Here is an 18509-nt window from a genome sequence, read left to right as displayed (position 1 = left end):
GCTGTCAAGCTTCCGACCTGCGTACTCCTCGATCGAGTGGCCGGAGGGACAGTGTTCGCTAGGATCGGGCCATGACCCTGTCCCGGAACGGCACTGGCACCTTGTCCTCGAAAGACACCCAGGCCCGGAACGACTCACTGGACCGGAACGGCACACCGGACCGGGACGGCACACCGGCCGTCGCGGACTTCCGCCCCCACCGCGTCGTCGTTCTCGCCCTGGACGGCGTGCTCCCCTTCGAACTGGGCATCCCGCACCGCATCTTCGGCCGCCCCAAGGACGCCCGGCGCCGGCCCCTGTACGAGGTCGTGACCTGCTCGATCCGCCCGCCGGGCCCGGTCGAGACCGACGCCGACTTCACCATCCAGGTCGGCCACGGTCCCGAGGCCCTGGCCACCGCCGACACGGTGATCGTCCCGGCGTCGTACGAGCTCGGCCCGGTCTTCGAGGAGGGCGTGCTGACCGACGAACTGGCCGCCGCCCTGGCCCACATCAGGCCGGGCACCCGGCTCGCCTCCATCTGCACGGGCGTGTACGTCCTCGCCGCCGCCGGCTACCTGGACGGGCGCCCGGCGACCACGCACTGGGCCAACGCCGACCGCTTCCAGCGGCTCTTCCCGAAGATCGAGCTCAACGCGGACGTCCTGTACGTCGACGACGGCGACGTGCTGACCTCGGCCGGTGTCGCGTCCGGTATCGACCTGTGCCTCCACATGGTGCGCCGCGACCACGGCACCGCCGTCGCCAACGACGTGGCCCGCCGTACGGTCGTACCGCCGCACCGCAACGGCGGGCAGGCGCAGTACATCCAACGCCCGTTCCCGGAGCCCCAGTTGGCGACCACGGCCACCGCCCGCGCCTGGGCGCTCGGCCGCCTCCAGGAACCGCTCCAGCTGCGCGACATGGCCGAGCAGGAGTCGATGTCTGTACGTACGTTCACGCGCCGGTTCCGTGAGGAGGTCGGCGTCAGCCCCGGCCAGTGGCTCACCCAGCAGCGCGTGGAACGGGCCCGGCACCTGCTGGAGTCCACCGACCTGTCCGTCGACCAGGTGGCCCGGGACGCGGGGTTCGGCACGGCCCAGTCGATGCGGCAGCACCTGCAGACGGCGCTCGGGGTCACACCGACTTCGTATCGCCGTACGTTCCGGGCGACGGCCCCCGTCCACTAGGAACCGCGGTCAGAACGTCAGCACCCCCCGCGCGACCCGCCCCGCCTCCGCGTCCCCGACGGCCTTCTCGAAGTCCTCGACCGGGTACGTCTCCGTCACCAACTCGTCGAGCAGCAGGCGCCCTTCGCGGTACAGGTCGGCGTAGAGCGCGATGTCCCGCTGGGGGCGCGAGGAGCCGTAGCGGCAGCCCAGGATCGACTTGTCCAGGTACATCGACGAGACGAGGAAGGACGCCTCGGCGGTCGAGGGCGGTACGCCGAGCAGGATCGCCTGGCCGTGCCGGTCGAGCAAATCGACTGCCTGGCGGACGAGTTCGACCCGGCCGACGCACTCGAAGACATGGTCCGCGCCCGTCGGCAGCACGTCCCGCACGCCCTCCGTCGAGGTCAGGAAGTGGGTCGCGCCGAACCGCCGCGCCACCGCCTCCTTCGCCGGGTTCGCGTCCACGGCGACGATCCGCAGGGCGCCCGCGATCCGGGCGCCCTGGAGGACGTTCAGCCCGACCCCGCCCGTGCCGATGACCACGACGCTGTCCCCGCGGTCGACGCGGGCCCGGTTGAGCACGGCGCCCACCCCGGTCAGTACGCCGCAGCCGATGAGCGCGGCCGACGGCATCGGGATGTCCTTCGGGATGCGTACCGCCTGCACGGCCTTCACCACCGTGCGTTCCGCGAACGCCGAGTTGGACGCGAACTGGAACACCGGCCGCCCGCCCCGCGTGAACGGCCGCCCGGGCCGCCCGATCGCCTGCCGGCACATGGTCGGCCGCCCCCGGTCGCACTCCGCGCACGCACCGCAGTTCGCGAGCGTCGACAGCGCCACATGGTCCCCGGGCGCCACATGCGTGACACCGGCACCGACCGCCTCGACCATGCCCGCGCCCTCGTGCCCGAGCACGACGGGGACGGGGAAGGGGATGGTCCCGTCCACCACGGAGAGGTCGCTGTGGCACAGCCCCGCCGCCGAGATCGCCACCAGCACCTCGCCGGGGCCCGGGTCCCGCACCTCCAGATCATCGACGACCTGGATCTGCTTCCCGTCGAACAGCACACCGCGCATCAGACGACCCCCTTGGGCTCTCGCGGCAGACCGAGCAGGCGCTCGGCGATGATCGTGCGCTGGATCTGGTCGGAGCCGCCGTAGATCGTGTCGGCCCGGGAGAACATGAACAGGTGCTGTGCGGCGTCGAGTTCGTACGGCGCCGAGGGCGTCCAGTCCGACGGCCCGATCCCCGCCCCCGCGCCCCGCACCAGCACCGCCAGCTCTCCCAGCCGCTGGTGCCACCCGCCCCACAGCAGCTTGGCCACACTCGCCGCCCCGGCGTCCGCCGAACTCCCCAGCGTGCGCAGCGCGTTCCAGCGCATCGCCCGCAACTCGGCCCACTGCCGGACGAGTCGCTCCCGTACGACGGGATCGGCCACCGCCCCACTGTCGACGGCGGCCTGCACCACCCGCCCCAACTCCCTGGCGAAGCCGATCTGTTGGGCGAGCGTGGAGACTCCCCGCTCGAACCCGAGGAGACTCATCGCGACGGTCCAGCCGGCGCCCTCACCTCCGACGAGATGCTCGGCGCGTGCGTGGGCCCCGTCGAAGAAGACCTCGTTGAACTCGCTGGTCCCGGTCAGCTGCCGGATCGGCCGGACCTCGATCCGCCCCGGCTGATCCATGGGAACGAGCAGAAAACCGAGCCCGTGATGACGGACCGACCCCGCTTCCGTACGGGCGAGCACGAAGCACCAGTCGGCCTCGTGGGCGAGGGAGGTCCAGATCTTCTGCCCGGTGATCCGGTACGACCCGTCGGCGCTCCGTTCCGCCTTCGTGCTCACCCCGGCGAGATCCGAACCCGCCCCGGGCTCGCTGTAGCCCTGACACCAGAGCTCCTCCCCGGCGGCGATCGGGGGCAGAAACCGACCGCGCTGCTCATCGGTACCGTGCGCAAGCAGCGTCGGGGCAAGCAGATTCTCCCCGATGTGCCCGGACCGCCCAGGCGCCCCCGACCGCGCATACTCCTCGGCCCACACAACCTGCTGAGTGAGACTGGCACTGCGATTCCCGTACCCGGCCTCCCCCCAGGAAAGCCCGATCCACCCACCCTTCCCAAGAATCCGCTCCCAGGAACGCCGATCAAGCCCCCCACCCACATGCGCCCCAAGCCAAGCCCGAGCTTCCGCCCGGAACTCCTCATCGCCGGCACCAAATCCGAACTCCACAGGGGCTCCCCTCTCAACACGGGACGCACGGACCCACCCAGGGGCGCGGGGAACTGCGCGACAAGCCACAACGCACCCGCACCCGCCAACCCACAAGCACCCCCGAGCTACTGGGCGTTGGGCCGCGCCCCCTCCCGCGCCGCCCGCTCCATCTCCTCCAACCGCACAAGCATCGGCATCGGATCCACCCCCACCGACCCCGGCAAAAACTCCGCGATCCGTTCCGCCGTCCACCCGCCGGAGGCGTACGCCGCCCGCAACTCCCGCGGCTGCGCCCACACCGCGATCTTCGGCCCCGCGACCGTGTAGACCTGCCCGGTGATCCGCTGCTCCTTCGCCCGGTCGGACAGCAGGTACACCACCAGGGCGGCCACATCCTCCGGCTCCCCGATCTCCGCCAGTTCCATGGGCACGTTCGCCGACATCCGCGTACGCGCGACCGGCGCGACCGCGTTGGCGGTGACCCCGTACTTGTGGAGCCCGAGCGCGGCGCTCCGGACGAGCGAGATGATCCCGCCCTTCGCCGCGCTGTAGTTGGCCTGTGACACCGATCCCTGGTGGTTTCCGCTGGTGAACCCGATCAGCGTCCCCGTCCGCTGCTGCCGCATCACCGCCGACGCCGCCCGGAACACCGTGAACGTGCCCTTCAGGTGAGTGGCGACGACCGGGTCCCACTCCTCCTCGGACATGTTGAACAGCATCCGCTCGCGCAGGATCCCGGCGACGCACACGACACCGTCCAGGCGTCCGTACGACGACAGCGCCACGTCCACAACCCGCTGACCGCCGGCCATGGTCGACACGTCGTCGGCGACCGCGACGGCGTCGCCGCCCGCCGCCTCGATCTCCTTGACGATGCCGTCGGCGATCTCGCTCGTCGGTGAGGCGCCGTCGATGGAGACCCCGTAGTCGTTGACGACGACCCGGGCCCCCTCGGCCGCCGCGCCCAGCGCCACCGCCCGGCCGATGCCCCGGCCCGCGCCCGTCACGGCGACCACCTTGCCTGCCAAGAAGTTCCCCATGTCCGGCCCCTTCCCACGGTTTCTGACGGACCGTTAGATTTTATGACCCGTCAGATATCCGGAGGCAAGCCCCGGGAGGGACCGGACTCCAGGAAGGACCGGACTCATGTCATTGCCGGCCGAGTTCCACGCCATCGCCAAACGCGTGAACAACTGGGGGCGTTGGGGGGAGGACGACGAGATCGGCACCCTCAACCTCATCACCGACGCCGTCGTACGAGCCGCCGCCGCGACCGTCCGCACGGGCCGCCGCATCCCCCTCGCCCTCCCCCTCCAGCAGGACGGCGTCCAGACCGGCGCGATCCCGGGCCGGCTGAACCCCGTACACGCCATGGTGCAGATCAACCAGGAGCTGTTCGGGCCGCCGGGCGGCGGAACCGTGGCGACCAGCGACGACATCGTCACCCTGGGACTCCAGTGCGCGACCCACTGGGACGCCCTCGCCCATGCCTCCCACTCCGGCAGGCTCTACAACGGGCGCCCGGCGGACACCATCACGGCCCACTCCGGCGCCGAGTTCGCCGGCGTCGACAAGGCGCGGCACGTCGTCTCGCGCGGGGTGCTGCTGGACGTGGCCCGCGCGCGGGGCGTCGAGCGGCTCGACGGGGGGCACGCGGTCACCCCGGAGGACCTGGACGCGGCGGAGGAACTGGCGGGCACACGTGTACGTGCCGGTGACATCGTGCTCGTACGGACCGGGCAGATGCAGGTCTACCTGGCGGGCGACAAGCACGGGTACACGTATCCCTCACCAGGGCTGTCGATCCGTACGCCGGAGTGGTTCCACGCGCGGGATGTCGCGGCGGTCGCCAACGACACGCTCACCTTTGAGATCTTCCCGCCGGAATCGGATGATCTGTGGATGCCCGTACATGCGCTCGACCTGGTGGAGATGGGGATGCCGCAGGGCCAGAACTGGAATCTCGAAGAGTTGTCCACAGCCTGTGGACAAGAAAACCGGTACGAGTTCCTGCTGTCGGCGACCCCCGAACCGTTCACGGGCGCCACGGGCAGTCCCGTGGCGCCCGTCGTACTCCTCTGACCTCTTTCGGCCGGTCGGCGGCGCGCCATTGCCCACCCCAAGTACGGCATCGCGCGCCGCCACCCGCCTTCGGCGTTCCCGCCCCACCCCCCCCGGGCCCTGAAGGAGCCGACGCCGAATCACGATCCACACTCGCCGAGGGCCCCCGTCACCGAACCCTCGCCGTCCCCTCACGGCGGATCGTGCTGCACACAAGCGTGTTCACTCGGTCACGTCACGTCAACACCTGTTCGGAGATTTATCGCTTTCGCCCTTTTTGCGACAACCGCGCACAGGGGCACACCCCGGCGCACCACACCACACCGGACCTGAAAAGTCGGATTTTCTGCACCCGTGCCCCACCGAGCGCCGCACCGAACCCAGGGGCACACACGGCACCGCACAGGGCGCTCCACACAGCACCCCACCTGGCATGACAGTCGGCACGACAGACTGCGTGACCGGCGGCTGCCCGTCCGGCGCGGACAGGGCCGTCCCGGTCAGACGGCCTCGTACGCCGCCATGCCCCCGTACGCGGAAGCCGTGACGGTGGTCGCGGCCGTAGGGGTGGCCGCCGCAGCGCCCGTGACGGCTGTCGTGGCGACCCCCGGCGCGGCGACGGCGTTTCCGCCTCCGCACGGCGCCGGAGCCGGGCAGCGGTCCAGTTCGCACCAGATGCGCTTGCCTGCACCCTCGGGGCTCCACCCCCAGCGGTCGGCGAGCCCGTCGACCAGCTCCAGCCCACGCCCGTTGGTCTCGTCGCGCTCGGCATGCCGGGGCGCGGGCGGACAGGCGCTCAGGTCGACGACCTCCAGCCGCACGATTCCGCCGGCCACGCCCTGGGCACCGGTCTGCGCCCCGCACACCCCCTGGAACGTCAGCCGCAGCACCGCCGGACGCCCGGTGTGCACCACCGCGTTGGTGACCAGTTCGGAGACGAGGAGGATCAGCGTCTCCGCCAGTGGCTCGTCGTCCGACACCCCGGACCCGGCCAGCCGCGACCGCACCCATCTCCTGGCCCGCCCCACCTCTGCGGGGTCGGGCCGGATCTCCAGCTGCACTTGAAGCACCTGCACCGCTCACACCATCCGAACCGGCGGACACATCGCCTCGCGCCGCACGAGGGCCACGATCGTAGCCATTTTCTGCATGCCCAGAACAACGCTTGGGCCGGCGGCCAGATCGGGGATCACAGAACGTGAGTCCCTTACGTTTAAGCATGGTTGACGTACAGTCACGCCAACAAGCGCTTCGGGCATATTCCAGCGCGAAGGAGTACGCCTGCGGCATACTGTGCGACGCTCGCCACCCGTAGTCGAACAGGCGAGCTGGAGACACCGACCCGCCCCGCGAGCGGCACGCACCGCCGAATCCGGGGCCGCCTCAGGGGCGACACCGGGATGGCTCGACCTCGGAACCAGTCGCATGGCACAGAAGGTACCGGAGGGAACACGCGACTCCGGGCCGTGACTAGTCCCGCGAAGGACACAACCCGGTATCGACGCTGAGTGATCTCACAACACCTCGGTCACGGTTCGATCGCGCCACGATCGGCGACATCAATCCGGCCAACACCACTCCGACCGCCGGTCACAGCGCCTCAGCCAGTAACGCGGAGGCGAGAACCTCCTCACACTCCGTCACCGCACCTGGCCGCCGGGCCCGTACCCACGCCCGCTTCAGATACAGCTGGACGTCCGACTCCCAGGTGAAGCCCATCCCGCCGTGCACCTGAAGGCAGTCGCGGGCGCCGCGCACCGCGGCCTCGTCGGCGAGCAGCCGGGCCGCCGCGATGTCCGCCGGATCGACGGTGACGGCAGCCGCGTACACCGCCGCCCGCGCCACCTCCACACGCACCAGGATCCCGGCACACAGCTGCTGCACCGCCTGAAAGGCCCCGATCGGCCGCCCGAACTGCTCACGGGTCCGCGCGTGTTGCGCGGCCAGCTCACACACCCGGGCGGCGGTGCCGAGCTGCTCGGCGGCGGTGAGGAGCGATGCCGTCAGGCGTACGTCCGTACGGTCGCCGGAGTCCGGTTCCCCGGCTCTGTGCAGTGGCGTGAGCGGGTCCACCGACCGCATCCGCACCGCGCCGGCCGTGTCTCCCCGTACGACGTCGGCCGCCTCCAGCCACTCCACCACTCCGCCGGCGTCGACGCCGGTCACCACCGTCTCTCCCGTCGCCGCCCCCGGTACCTCCCCCGCCGCGAGATGCGTGGCGATCAGCGGCCCGGGCAGCAGTACGCGCCCCGCCTCCTCGAACACCAACACCGCCTCGGGCAGCCCGAGTCCGACCCCACCCTCCTCGTCCGGCAGCCGCAGCGCGAAGAACCCGGCGTCCCCCAGTTCCCGCCACAGCCCCCGGTCCAGCTCGGGCCCGTCGGCGACGTCCACGGCCGCCCGCAGCCGCTCGCGTCCGAACCGCGCCGTCAGCAACTCTCGTACGCCTGCCCGCAACGCCCGCTGGTCCTCGGTGAGTTGGAATCGCATGGGCGAATGTCACCGTCCTTTCGGCAGTCCGAGAACGCGTTCGGCCACGATGCCGTGCTGGATCTGGGAGGTGCCGGCGGCGATGGTGTAAGACAGCGAGGACAACCGGTCGAGCACCCAGGGCTGTTCGAGATCGAGCGCCGCGCCGCCCTCCGCCGCCCCCAGAACCTCCGCCGCCGCCTCGTACAACTCCTGCCGGGCATGCGAGTACCGCAGCTTGAAGACGGACCCGCCGACCCCGGGCACGCCCTCGCTCGCCTCGCTCACGTTCCACTGGGTCAGCCGCCACAGCGCCCGGAACTCGGCGTTCAGCCGCCCGAGCCGACGGCGTAGGACAGGGTCGTCCCAGCGGCCGTTCTCCCGTGCCGCCAGGGCGAGTTCGCCCAGCACCCGCCGACAGGCGACCACCTCCCCCACGAACGCCGTGCCGCGCTCGAAGGACAGGGTCACCATGGTCACGCGCCAGCCGTCGTTCTCCTCACCGACCCGGTTGGCGACGGGCACCCGGACCTCGTCGAGGAAGACCTCGGCGAACTCGTTCGACCCGGCGAGCGTGCGCAGCGGCCGTACGGTGATGCCCGGCGCGTCCATGGGCATGGCCAGCCAGGTGATCCCGCGATGCTTGGGCGCGTCCGGGTCGGTCCGCACCAACAGCTCGCACCAGTCGGCGACTTCGGCGTGCGAGGTCCAGATCTTGGAGCCGCTCACCACGTAGTGGTCGCCGTCGCGCCGTGCGCGGGTGCGCAGCGCGGCGAGGTCCGAACCGGCGTCCGGCTCGCTGAACCCCTGGCACCAGACCTCCTCGCCGCGCAGCACCGGCGGCAGCCAGCGCGCCCGCTGCTCGTCGGTCCCCTCGGCGGCGACGGTCGGCCCGGCGTGCAGCAGCCCGACGAAGTTCGCCCCCACATAGGGCGCGCCGGCCTTCTCCGTCTCCTCCAGGAAGATCATCCGTACGGCGGGGTCGGCGCCCCAGTGGACCTCGCCGTACCCGGCGTCGTACAGCGTCCGCTGCCAGCCCAGGTCGTACGCCCGCCGCCCGGGCCAGTCGTCGGGCGAGGGCGCGACCGGCAGCGACGGCAGCACCTTCGCCAGCCACTCCCTCAACCGCGCCCGGAACTCCGCCTCTTGGGGAGTGTCGGAGAGGTCCACTACTTGTCCAGGTCGAGGCCGAGCATGCGGATGGCGTTGCCGCGCATCAGCTTGTAGACGGTCTCGTCGTCGAGGCCCTTCACATGGTCGAGGGCGACCTCCTTGGTGTGCGGGAAGGTCGAGTCGACGTGGGGGTAGTCGGTCTCGAAGGTGGCGTTGTCCCGGCCGACGACGTCGATCGAGGCGACCCCGTGCTTGTCGCGGAAGAAGCAGCAGAAGATCTGCCGGTAGTAGTACGTCGAGGGCGGCTCCGGGATCAGATCCCGTACCCCGCCCCACGCGCGGTGCTCCTGCCACACGTCGTCGGCGCGTTCCAGGGCGTACGGGATCCAGCCCATCTGCCCTTCGCTGTACGCGAGTTTGAGCGCCGGGAACTTCACCAGCACGCCGCTGAACAGGAAGTCCATCATCGAGGCCATCGCGTTGTTGAAGCTCAGCGCGGCCTGGACGGCGGGCGGGGCGTCCGGGGAGGCGGCGGGCATCTGACTGCTGCTGCCGATGTGCATGTTGACGACCGTCCCGGTCTCCTCGCACACCGCGAAGAACGGGTCCCAGTAGCCGGAGTGGATCGACGGCAGCCCGAGGTGCGTCGGGATCTCCGAGAACGTCACCGCCCGCACCCCGCGTTCGGCGTTGCGCCGGATCTCCGCGACCGCCAACTCGACGTCCCACAGCGGGATCAGGCACAGCGGGATCAGCCGGCCGCCGCTGTCGCCGCACCACTCCTCGACCATCCAGTCGTTGTAGGCGCGCACGCAGGCCAGCGCGACCTCCTTGTCCTGGGCCTCGGCGAAGGTCTGGCCGCAGAAGCGCGGAAAGGTGGGGAAGCAGAGGGAGCCCTCGACATGGTTGAGGTCCATGTCGGCGAGCCGGGCCTTCGGGTCCCAGCAGCCGCGTCGCATCTGCTCGCGGGTGATGCCGTCGAGGGTCATCTCGTCCCGGGAGAACCCGACGGCCGCGATGATCCGCTTGTACGGGAACTGCAGGTCCTCGTACTGCCACCAGTCGGTGACCGGGCCGTCGGGGTCGGTCGTGATCCGGTACTTGCCGCCCACGTAGGCGAGTTCGCCGATTCCGGCGGTGAAGGGCTTCGGCCCCCTGTCCCGGTACTTGGCCGGCAGCCAGGTCTCGAAGAGGTGAGCGGGTTCGATCACGTGGTCGTCGACGCTGATGATGCGGGGCAGTTCGGTCATGGGTCCCCTCCGCCTGGCCAGCCGGTGTTGATTATCTGACGGTCCGTCAGTTCCGCACCCCTAGAAGGTTAGTCCCGCACCTATGGACCGACAAGGCGCCAGGCCCTACGCTCCCCGCACAATCTGACTGCTCGTCAGACTCGCTGCTGTCCGGCCGGCAACTGGGGGCAAAGTGAACGCCGTCGACACCGCACACGCCTTGGGCTCGGCCCGAACCCTCTGGGAACTGGTGGCCCGCCGCGCCGAACTCACCCCCGACCGGCCGGTCTTCCTCCAGGACGACCGCGCCCTCACCTTCGGCGAACTCCGGGCCCGCTCCGAACGGGTGGCGGCGGGCCTGTACGACATGGGCGTATGCCCCGGCACGGTCGTCGCCTGGCAGCTGCCCACCCGTATCGAGACCGCCCTGCTCTCCTTCGCACTGGCCCGCCTGGGCGCCGTGCAGTCGCCGGTCATCCCCTTCTACCGGGACCGCGAAGTGGGCTTCGCACTACGGGAGTCGAAGGCGGAGTTCTTCGCGGTGCCCGGCGTGTGGCGCGGCTTCGACCACACGGAGATGGCACGGCGGCTCGGCGCGAAGGGCGTCTTCCCGGCGTACGACAGCGACGAACTCCCGGACGGCGACCCGTCGTCACTGCCCCCGCCGCCCGCCGACGGCACCTCGGTCCGCTGGATCTACTGGACCTCGGGCACGACCTCCGACCCCAAAGGGGTGCTCCACACGGACCGTTCGCTCATCGCGGGCGGCTCGTGTCTCGCGCACGCGCTGCGGCTCACCGAGTCGGACGTGGGCTCGATGGCCTTCCCGTACGCCCATATTGCCGGCCCCGACTACACGGTGATGCTCCTGCTGTACGGGTTCCCGGCGGTGATGTTCGAGCAGTTCGCGCTGCCGGACGCGCTCGAGGGCTACCGCAAGCACGGGGTGACCGTGGCCGGCGGGTCCACTGCCTTCTACTCCATGTTCCTCGCCGAGCAGCGCAGGCAGCCGGGGGTGCCGGTGATCCCCTCCCTGCGGCTGCTGGCGGGCGGCGGGGCGCCGAAGCCGCCGGAGGTCTACCACTCCGTCGTACGCGAGATGGGCGTGCAGCTCACCCACGGGTACGGGATGACCGAGGTGCCGATGATCACCATGGGAGCGCCGGACGACACGGTCGACAACCTGGCGACGACGGAGGGGCGCCCCCCGGAGGGGATGGAGATACGGGTGGTGGAGGGCGAGGTGCGGCTGCGGGGCGAGGCCGTGTGCCAGGGCTATCTGGACCCGGCGCAGACCGCCGAGGCCTTCGACGAGGACGGCTTTCTGCGCACCGGCGACCTGGGATTCCTCACCGGGAGCGGGCACTTGGTGCTCACCGGGCGGCTCAAGGACGTCATCATCCGCAAGGGCGAGAACATCTCGGCGAAGGAGATCGAGGACCTGCTGCACACGCACCCGGGGGTGGGTGACGTGGCGGTGGTGGGGCTGCCGGATGCAGAGCGCGGGGAGTTGGTCTGTGCGGTGGTGGAACAGGCGGAAGGCGCCGGTGAGTTGACCCTCGCCGGGCTGACTGCCTACCTGCGGTCGGAAGGGCTGTCCGTGCACAAGCTGCCGGAGCGGCTGGAGCTGGTGGACGCCCTTCCGCGCAACGACGCCCTGCGGAAGGTACTCAAGTACAAGCTGCGCGAACGCTATTCGGAGCCGGAGCCGGAGCCGGAGCCGGAGCCCGTGGCCGTGCCCTCGTCCGAGTCGGAGACGTCGAAGTAGCGGGCCAGCGCGTCGACGATCTCCGTCTCGCCGACCTTGCCGTCCGCGTCGGTGTCGAGCGTCGCGGCGGCCATGGAGGCGATGTCCTCGGGCACCCCGAGCGCCTTGAGAACGCGTTCGGTGTCTTCGAGGGTCGCCGCGCCGTCGCCGTCCCGGTCCGCGACGGCCAGGGCCGCGTGCAGGAAGGGCCGGGCGATCTCGGCGAACCGGCCCGGGCTGTCGTGCAGCCGCTTCACGGCGCCGTTCACGAACTCGTCGCGGGTGATCCGCTGGTCGCCGTCCCGGTCCGCGATCCCCGCCATGCCCTGCCAGAAGGCCTCGGCGCCGCTGTAGAGGGCCTGGCCCTTGTCGGACCGGGCGGGGGTGCCGAACTCGGCGAGCAGTGCCTTGGCGGCCACGCTGAAGTCCGCGCGGTCGATGTAGCCGTTGCCGTCCTGGTCGAAGGTGGCGAACCGGGCGGCGATCTTCCGCCCGTACTCGGAGCTGACCATGTCTGTCGGGCCTGCCTTACGTCTGCGTCCTACGTCGGTGTCTTGGGTCGCGGTCTCGGATCGCGGTCTTGGGTCGTCTTCCCGCACGGAGCGTACGACGCGCGGGTGACCGCCGGAGCAGGAAAACGACACCTGTACCGAGACTGGGTAAATTCCGCGACAACGGCGTCACACGCGCAGGGGCCCGGGTCACGCCCGTGTGGGGGCCGGTCACGCGCGCGTGAAGGCCGCCTGGAGAGGCGCCGCGGCCTCGTCGGAGGCCGTGGTGACATCCGCGTAGACGTCGAAGAGGCGCCGGACCCCGAGGGCGCCGAGGACCCGGTTGACGTGATGGGCGTGGGCGCTCTCGGCGGCACCCTGCGCGGGCAGGATCAGGCGCAGGCGACCTTGACAGGAACGCAGCAGCCGACGGGTGGCGATGAGGACGCCGACGCCGCTGGAGTCGCAGAAGACGACCTCGGAGAGATCGAGGACGACGCTGTGGCGGCCGTCGGCCACCGCGTCGTGCACCCGCTGGCGCAACTCCGGCGAGGTGACCAGATCCATTTCTCCGGACACCCGGAGCACGGTCCAGCCACCGCGCTCACCGTCGGTCACTTTGAACGCCACCATCACGCCTCTATCCGACTCGTCCGGCAGAAACGGAAGCTTTACTTACGCTTCCTGTCGACGCGGCTGCCCAACAGCCATGTCATCAAACACAGCACATCCGCTCGGCCCGGACCGCAAGAGACTTGCAGGCGGTTTACAAGGGACCTGTTTCGGTCACCCGCGATCCAGAACGATCGAAAACAGTGCAGATAACGTCACGATCGGTCGGTCTCCGTAGGTTCTCTACCATCCGGAGGCCTTCGGAGGGCGCACAATGCCGCAAAGCGGAGTGGGCTGTCAGAGGGGCCGACTACATTCGACGAGAGGGTGGGCGGCCACCGGACCTGGACAGGAACACGGCACGGGCACGACACGACTGGGACAACTGACGCGACCGAGACGTACGGGGGGTGAGGGGGCAGCATGCAGAAGAGGGACACACCGCCCCGCTGGGACCGCAGGATGCAGCAACGGCTCGCGCGCGGAGAGGCAGCCGCGCTCGGTGAGCTGTACGACCGGTTCGCGTCCCTCGTGCACGGCCTGGCCCACCGGGTCCTCGGCGACGAACAGGCCGCCGACCGCATCACCCGCGAGGTCTTCGCCCACGTCTGGCAGCACCCCGACGCCTACGACCCCAAGCAGGGCCCCATGCGTTCCTGGTTGGCCACCCTGACCCACCGCCTCGCGGTCCAGCGCCTCCGCCAGACGGAAACGGCAGCACTGACCCACGACGACCCGACCGACCGGGACGAGCACGCCCAGACCGACACGTACACCAACGCGCCGGCTACCTCCAGCGCCTCCACGGGTGCTACGGGTTCTACGGGCTCCATGGAGGAACTGGAGCGCAGGGTCCGCCGCGCCTCCGTCGCCGCCCGCGCCGACTACATCGTCACGTCGATGCCCGCCCCGTTGCGCGCCGCCCTGGAGCTGGCGTACTTCCAACGGCGCGACTACCGCCAGACCGCCGCCGACCTGGGCGTCACGGAGGCCGAGGCCCGTCGCCGCCTCCGCCTCGGCCTCCAACTCCTGTCCACGGCCCACGACACCGGCACACCAGGGGCACCCCCCGAATACGGGGGTGCGGTGTGAGCGGCGCGGGTCACGAGGACGGGGACTGGGAGAAGTACGAGGGGTACGACGCCCAGGGATCGAACGACGACACCGGCGCCACCCACGGCGACGGCAGCGGCAGCAGCGGCAATGGCGATGGCAATGGCGATGGCAATGGCGACTTCGACAGCAGGGGCTCGGACCCCGGCGACAGCCCGCGCCGCATACCGATGCCGCGCTCCTCGGTCGAGGACACGGGGCTCCCCCTGCCCGACGTACCCTCCGTGGCTCCAGTACCCCCGGTCCCTCCTGTCCCCCCTGCGCCCCTCGTCCTGGAACACGACGTACTGAGGTCGCTGCTCGGGGCGTGGGCGCTGGCCGCCTGTGCGCCGGAGGAGACGCTCGCCGTCGAGGAGCACCTCGGGGAGTGCGGAGCCTGCGCGGACGAGGCGCGGCGGCTGCGCGAGGCGGTCGAGCTGTTGCAACGCCCGGAGCCCCTGGACCTGGACCCGACCCTGCGCACCCGTGTCCTGCAGAGCTGCCTCGACCGCCGCCCGCCGCGCATCCCGGTGCCGGAGTGGGCGGCCCCGTACGACGCGGAGACCGCCCGTCTCGACGCCCTGCTGCAGGACTTCGGCGACGCGGAGTGGCACGCGCCGGTGCGGCTGCGCTGGTTCGAGGGCACCGCGCAGACGAGCCGCCGTACGACGGTCGCCGGTGTCATCGCTCACCTGCTGAGCGTGGACAGCCTGGTCGCGGTCGCACTGGGTCTCGACGACCCGCTGACCGGCGAGGGGAAGACCCCGGTCGCGCCGACGCCGGCGGGCCGTACGGAGGCGTACTGGCAGGCCTCGCACCACCCCCACAACCGTTCCGTACGGCTGCCGTGGCGGGAGCAGAGCCATGGCATCGTCCGGACTGTGGCGTTCGCGGGCGGCGGCTCGGGGAAGCTGCCGGTGCCGTACGGCGACTTCGAACTGCCCTTGCGGGACGCGATGTTGGACCGCGCCTTCGAGTGCTGGGTGCACGCGGGGGACATCGCGGAGGCGGTCGACTACCCGTACGAACCGCCGGCCCCGCGCCACCTCCACGACATGATCGACCTCGCGGCCCGCATGCTCCCTGAAGCACTGGCCGCCCGGCGTCAGGCGGGCCTGGCCACCCCGAACCGGACGACCCGCCACCTGGTCCCGGCCGGCGAACCCGGCCGCAGCCTCCGCCTGGAGATCGAGGGCTCCGGCGGCGGCGAGTGGTTCATCCCCCTGGACTCCCCTGCCGCCGTCCCCTCAGCCGCCCACGAGGTCGCCCATGTCGCCCTGGACGGCGTGGAGTTCTGCCAGCTGGCGGCGGGCCACGTCTCCCCGGAGGAGGCCGCGGCGGGACAGGACGGGGACCGGGAGGCGATCAGGGATGTGCTGTTCGCGGCGGCTTCGCTGAGCCGAATGTAGAGGGGGCTCTTTGCTTCGGTGCGGGACAGGCCTGCTCGCCGAGTCCCCACCAACCCGCCTCCGTTATCCGCTTTCGCCCCCCTCTCATGCGGTCCTGGCCAGTGGGGCACAATCGCGGTCGACTGGGCGAGCAACGGTGGGGGTGGGGACGTGGGGCTTTTTGGCTCGCGAAGCCGACGTAAGGGCATACCGAACGAGCCGGCGCTACTGGCTGAGGCTGCGGAGCATCCCGGTGGCAGTGTCGCCGAGATCGACCCGACGTACATCGACGACCCGAACGGCTACGTACCTCCAGAGGCGATCCGCGGCGCGTGGTTGGTGGACAGCAGCGGCAAGCCGACGGGCGAGTACGAGGAGAACCCCCGTCACGGGGTACCGCAGGACGACTTCAGCAAGCTCACTGATCCTGAGCACTGGCTCGGCTGGCTCGGCGACGATCCCGCGGCCGCCGTCCGGGAAGGCATCGAGGAGTCCTTGCGCGCTCAGGTGGCAGACGCGGTGGTCGAGTGGGTCAAGATCCTGGAGACGCCCCGGTTCCTCACGGGCGGGCGTCGACGCGCCGAGGACGAACAGGCCATTTTGGTCACCCGCGCGGCACTCGCCGCGCCGTTCGCCTTGTCCGTCCACACAGCGCAGCACGGGCGTTCCATCCTGCTGGGGGTTTTCTCGTGGGCGGCGGCGAACCTCGCACGACCCGAAGCCCGCAAAGACCGGCACTGGTTCGACCTGGGCGTCGGACTGGACTGGGCCGGTGAGCGGCTTAAGGAACGGATCTACGACATCGACGGCGAGAACGGCACCGCCAAGCAGTAGGGCGGCAAATACCACTCCGCACCGGCGGTCAGAGCAGTCAGCCGTCATGCCGATCACGCTACCGTCAGGGATCACCTTCGGAGGTGCACCGCCGTCTTCCTGGCGATCGCCAGGCCGTAACCGATGGTCGGGACGAGACCGACAAGGAAGAGCAGTCCGCCGGGGAACATCAACTTCGTCCAGCCGAGCTGGCTGGGGAAGAGGGCATGCCCAGGTCGTGCCGCATCGTGGAGAACCGTGACATGGTCGCCCCTCGACAGGCCGTCCGGGGCCAGTAGGACGTTGTCGATCGATGCCCGGTCGTCCTGGACGCCAGCGAGGTTGACACTGACGAAGGAGGGGCTTTCCTTCAGCTGCGGCTTGGCGTAGTCGGCAGCGACCACTACCGCCGGGACCTCCTCCGCGTCATGGAAGTGCAGCCGTGCAACCGCGTTGTCCAAGCCGAGGACGAAGCCCAAGGTGACGAAGAGCAACCCGGTCAGCAGGCCCAGTGTGTGGCCGAGGACTCTGTGGATCCTCTCGCCCCCTTGAGGTCGGAGGACCCCTCCGCGGCCCACTCCGATGGGGGTGTCGCTCCGTCGACCATCTCCCGGCATGGCTCCCCCGTAGTCGAGTCTCCTCGTTCTACGGGCGGCGGGCCAGCAGGTGGGTGTCGAGGAAGCCTCGCTCGCTCGCGGGGTCGTGGAGCAGTCGAGCCACGTTGACGAGTCCGGCAGCGGCCAGCAAGTCGGCGAACTGGTCCGCCGGCCAGCTGTAGGCGGGTGCCACCTTGTGGTCGAAGCGGACCGGGTCAGGCCCTTCGGTTCCGAAGAGGGACACCAGGAGCAGGCCCCCTGGTGCCAGGACACGCACCTGCTCAGCGAGCAGCGCGGGCAGCTCTTCGGGTGGGGTATGGATCATCGAGTAGTGGGCCAGCACTCCGCCGAGTGCGCCGTCCTCGATCGGCAGGGCCTCCATTCGCGCTTCGTCGAACCGCAGCGCCGGCTGGGTTCGCCGAGCGTGGTCGACCATGGCCGGGGAGAGGTCGATCCCGAAGGCGTCCAGCCCCAGGTCGTGCAGCATGGCCGTCAGATGACCGGGTCCGCACCCGACGTCGGCCACCCGCAGGTTCCCCGTATCACGCACGAGTTCGGCGAAGGTGCCGATCATGTTCCGTGCGAACGGCCGCGTCTCCAACCGGCTGGTGAACATCGACGCGTAGAGCTCGACGACCCCGTCGTAGGCCGTCCTGGTCTCGTCCTGGTGTTTTAACACGGGCAGGAAACTAACACCCGCGCAGTTCGCAGTCGTTCTCCGGCCCCGTCCCGTACCGGCGCATACGAAACCGGCCCCGCCCCGGCGATGAGTTTGCCGGCGCCCCCAGGTCTACCCCCCGACCGAGACAGACAGACAGCCAGCTCACCGGGAGTACGTCATGGGCCTCATCCACATCGAGATGTTCGCGACCCTCGACCTTGTCGGGCAGGCGCCCGGTGGGCCCGACGAGGATCCGGTGGGGTTTCCGTTCGGCGGGTGGCAGGCGCCGCTGATGGACGAGGCCACCGGAGCGCAGATCCTTGCCGCGTACGAGGGCACGGACGCTCTCCTGCTCGGTCGGCGGACGTATGACCTCTTCGCCGGCTATTGGCCGCACCAGAAGGGTGGCGAGGACAACGAGATCGCCACGCTCTTCAACAGCATCCCGAAGTACGTGGCGTCCCGGGGCACGCCCGACCTCCCGTGGGACGGTTCCACGCAGCTCGGCCCGGATCTGGCCGGCGCGGTCCGCGAGATCCGGGACCGGCACGAGAACGTGAAGGTCGTCGGCAGCCTGAACCTGGTGCAGACCCTGCTGCGCGAGAAGCTGTTCGACCGTCTCGACCTCTGGGTGCACCCGGTCGTCCTCGGGGTCGGCAAGAAGGTGTTCGACGACGGCACGGTGCCCACGAACATCACGCTCCTCGAACCTCCGGTGGCCGGCGCCAAGGGCACCGTGTTCCTGCGCTACGGCCTCGCCGACGGCACGCCGAAGACCGGTGACATGAGCGCCCCCGATCGCGGCGTCGGCCGCGACGCCTGAAGCCGCCCCGCGATTGCGGTTTCCCCCCGGCGTCTGGGTACGGGACGCTGGGG

Annotated in this window: 18 protein-coding genes; 7 read left to right on the top strand and 11 right to left on the bottom strand. The window is 70.4% G+C overall.

Annotated elements, in window-relative coordinates:
• Positions 1 to 71 precede the first annotated feature (71 nt).
• Positions 72 to 1169: a GlxA family transcriptional regulator gene (locus tag OG241_RS32035; RefSeq protein WP_405820202.1), complete on the top strand. Its 1098-nt coding sequence runs from the start codon at positions 72 to 74 to the stop codon at positions 1167 to 1169.
• Positions 1170 to 1178: 9 nt separating this feature from the next.
• On the opposite strand, the gene OG241_RS32030 is transcribed toward OG241_RS32035, so the two are convergent.
• From OG241_RS32030 to OG241_RS32020, 3 genes are all read right to left on the bottom strand, one after another.
• Complete coding sequence (locus OG241_RS32030; protein ID WP_405820200.1) at positions 1179 to 2228, bottom strand: Zn-dependent alcohol dehydrogenase; 1050 nt, start codon at positions 2226 to 2228, stop codon at positions 1179 to 1181.
• Positions 2228 to 3379 (bottom strand): acyl-CoA dehydrogenase family protein, encoded by a 1152-nt coding sequence (locus tag OG241_RS32025; protein ID WP_405820198.1) that lies wholly within the window; start codon positions 3377 to 3379, stop codon positions 2228 to 2230. The genes OG241_RS32030 and OG241_RS32025 overlap by 1 nt, the downstream gene beginning before the upstream one ends.
• Positions 3380 to 3486: 107 nt before the next feature.
• On the bottom strand, positions 3487 to 4401 hold the full coding sequence (locus tag OG241_RS32020) for an SDR family oxidoreductase (RefSeq protein ID WP_405820197.1): 915 nt from the start codon (positions 4399 to 4401) through the stop codon (positions 3487 to 3489).
• Positions 4402 to 4507: 106 nt separating this feature from the next.
• On the opposite strand from OG241_RS32020, the gene OG241_RS32015 reads away from it, so the two are divergent.
• Complete coding sequence (locus OG241_RS32015; RefSeq protein WP_405820195.1) at positions 4508 to 5443, top strand: cyclase family protein; 936 nt, start codon at positions 4508 to 4510, stop codon at positions 5441 to 5443.
• 479 nt (positions 5444 to 5922) lie between these two features.
• Here the strand turns inward: OG241_RS32015 and OG241_RS32010 are convergent, their stop codons facing one another.
• The 4 genes from OG241_RS32010 to OG241_RS31995 form a co-directional block, all read right to left on the bottom strand.
• Positions 5923 to 6498 carry an ATP-binding protein gene (locus OG241_RS32010; protein ID WP_405820193.1) on the bottom strand — a complete coding sequence of 192 codons (576 nt, stop codon included), beginning with the start codon at positions 6496 to 6498 and terminating at the stop codon, positions 5923 to 5925.
• Between the two features lie 514 nt (positions 6499 to 7012).
• Positions 7013 to 7912 carry an acyl-CoA dehydrogenase family protein gene (locus OG241_RS32005; protein ID WP_405820191.1) on the bottom strand — a complete coding sequence of 300 codons (900 nt, stop codon included), beginning with the start codon at positions 7910 to 7912 and terminating at the stop codon, positions 7013 to 7015.
• A gap of 9 nt (positions 7913 to 7921) precedes the next feature.
• Positions 7922 to 9061, bottom strand: coding sequence for an acyl-CoA dehydrogenase (locus tag OG241_RS32000; RefSeq protein ID WP_405820189.1), 1140 nt, complete (start codon positions 9059 to 9061; stop codon positions 7922 to 7924).
• Positions 9061 to 10254, bottom strand: a complete 1194-nt coding sequence (locus tag OG241_RS31995) for an amidohydrolase family protein (protein WP_405820187.1) — start codon at positions 10252 to 10254, stop codon at positions 9061 to 9063. The genes OG241_RS32000 and OG241_RS31995 overlap by 1 nt, the downstream gene beginning before the upstream one ends.
• Before the next feature lie 172 nt (positions 10255 to 10426).
• On the opposite strand from OG241_RS31995, the gene OG241_RS31990 reads away from it, so the two are divergent.
• Entirely contained in the window at positions 10427 to 12001 is a 1575-nt protein-coding gene (locus tag OG241_RS31990; RefSeq protein WP_405820185.1) for a class I adenylate-forming enzyme family protein, read from the top strand.
• Here OG241_RS31990 and OG241_RS31985 read toward each other — a convergent pair.
• On the bottom strand, positions 11926 to 12492 hold the full coding sequence (locus tag OG241_RS31985; RefSeq protein ID WP_405820183.1) for an EF-hand domain-containing protein: 567 nt from the start codon (positions 12490 to 12492) through the stop codon (positions 11926 to 11928). The two genes, OG241_RS31990 and OG241_RS31985, sit on opposite strands and share 76 nt — an antisense overlap.
• A 210-nt stretch (positions 12493 to 12702) precedes the next feature.
• Positions 12703 to 13107 carry an STAS domain-containing protein gene (locus tag OG241_RS31980; RefSeq protein WP_405820182.1) on the bottom strand — a complete coding sequence of 135 codons (405 nt, stop codon included), beginning with the start codon at positions 13105 to 13107 and terminating at the stop codon, positions 12703 to 12705.
• 399 nt (positions 13108 to 13506) lie between these two features.
• Between OG241_RS31980 and OG241_RS31975 the strand changes: the two genes are divergently transcribed.
• From OG241_RS31975 to OG241_RS31965, 3 genes are all read left to right on the top strand, one after another.
• Positions 13507 to 14175, top strand: coding sequence for a sigma-70 family RNA polymerase sigma factor (locus tag OG241_RS31975; protein ID WP_405820180.1), 669 nt, complete (start codon positions 13507 to 13509; stop codon positions 14173 to 14175).
• Positions 14172 to 15584: a zf-HC2 domain-containing protein gene (locus OG241_RS31970; protein WP_405820178.1), complete on the top strand. Its 1413-nt coding sequence runs from the start codon at positions 14172 to 14174 to the stop codon at positions 15582 to 15584. Before OG241_RS31975 ends, OG241_RS31970 begins: the two co-directional genes overlap by 4 nt.
• A 150-nt stretch (positions 15585 to 15734) precedes the next feature.
• Positions 15735 to 16397, top strand: coding sequence for a hypothetical protein (locus tag OG241_RS31965; RefSeq protein WP_405820177.1), 663 nt, complete (start codon positions 15735 to 15737; stop codon positions 16395 to 16397).
• A 71-nt stretch (positions 16398 to 16468) separates the two neighbouring features.
• Here OG241_RS31965 and OG241_RS31960 read toward each other — a convergent pair whose 3' ends face one another.
• Both OG241_RS31960 and OG241_RS31955 read right to left on the bottom strand, forming a co-directional pair.
• A complete protein-coding gene (locus tag OG241_RS31960) occupies positions 16469 to 16993 on the bottom strand; it encodes a DUF3592 domain-containing protein (protein WP_405820175.1) in 525 nt (174 codons plus the stop codon).
• 28 nt (positions 16994 to 17021) lie between these two features.
• Positions 17022 to 17651 (bottom strand): class I SAM-dependent methyltransferase, encoded by a 630-nt coding sequence (locus OG241_RS31955; RefSeq protein WP_405820173.1) that lies wholly within the window; start codon positions 17649 to 17651, stop codon positions 17022 to 17024.
• A 160-nt stretch (positions 17652 to 17811) separates the two neighbouring features.
• Here OG241_RS31955 and OG241_RS31950 point away from each other — a divergent pair, with 160 nt between their 5' ends.
• On the top strand, positions 17812 to 18456 hold the full coding sequence (locus OG241_RS31950) for a dihydrofolate reductase family protein (RefSeq protein WP_405820171.1): 645 nt from the start codon (positions 17812 to 17814) through the stop codon (positions 18454 to 18456).
• The last annotated feature ends 53 nt before the right edge of the window (positions 18457 to 18509 follow it).

The sequence above is a fragment of the Streptomyces sp. NBC_01390 genome (assembly GCF_045040105.1).
Classification (GTDB): Bacteria; Actinomycetota; Actinomycetes; order Streptomycetales; family Streptomycetaceae; genus Streptomyces.
The sequence above is the reverse complement of the archived record's forward strand: the minus strand, read 5'-3'. Positions and strand labels throughout refer to the sequence as shown.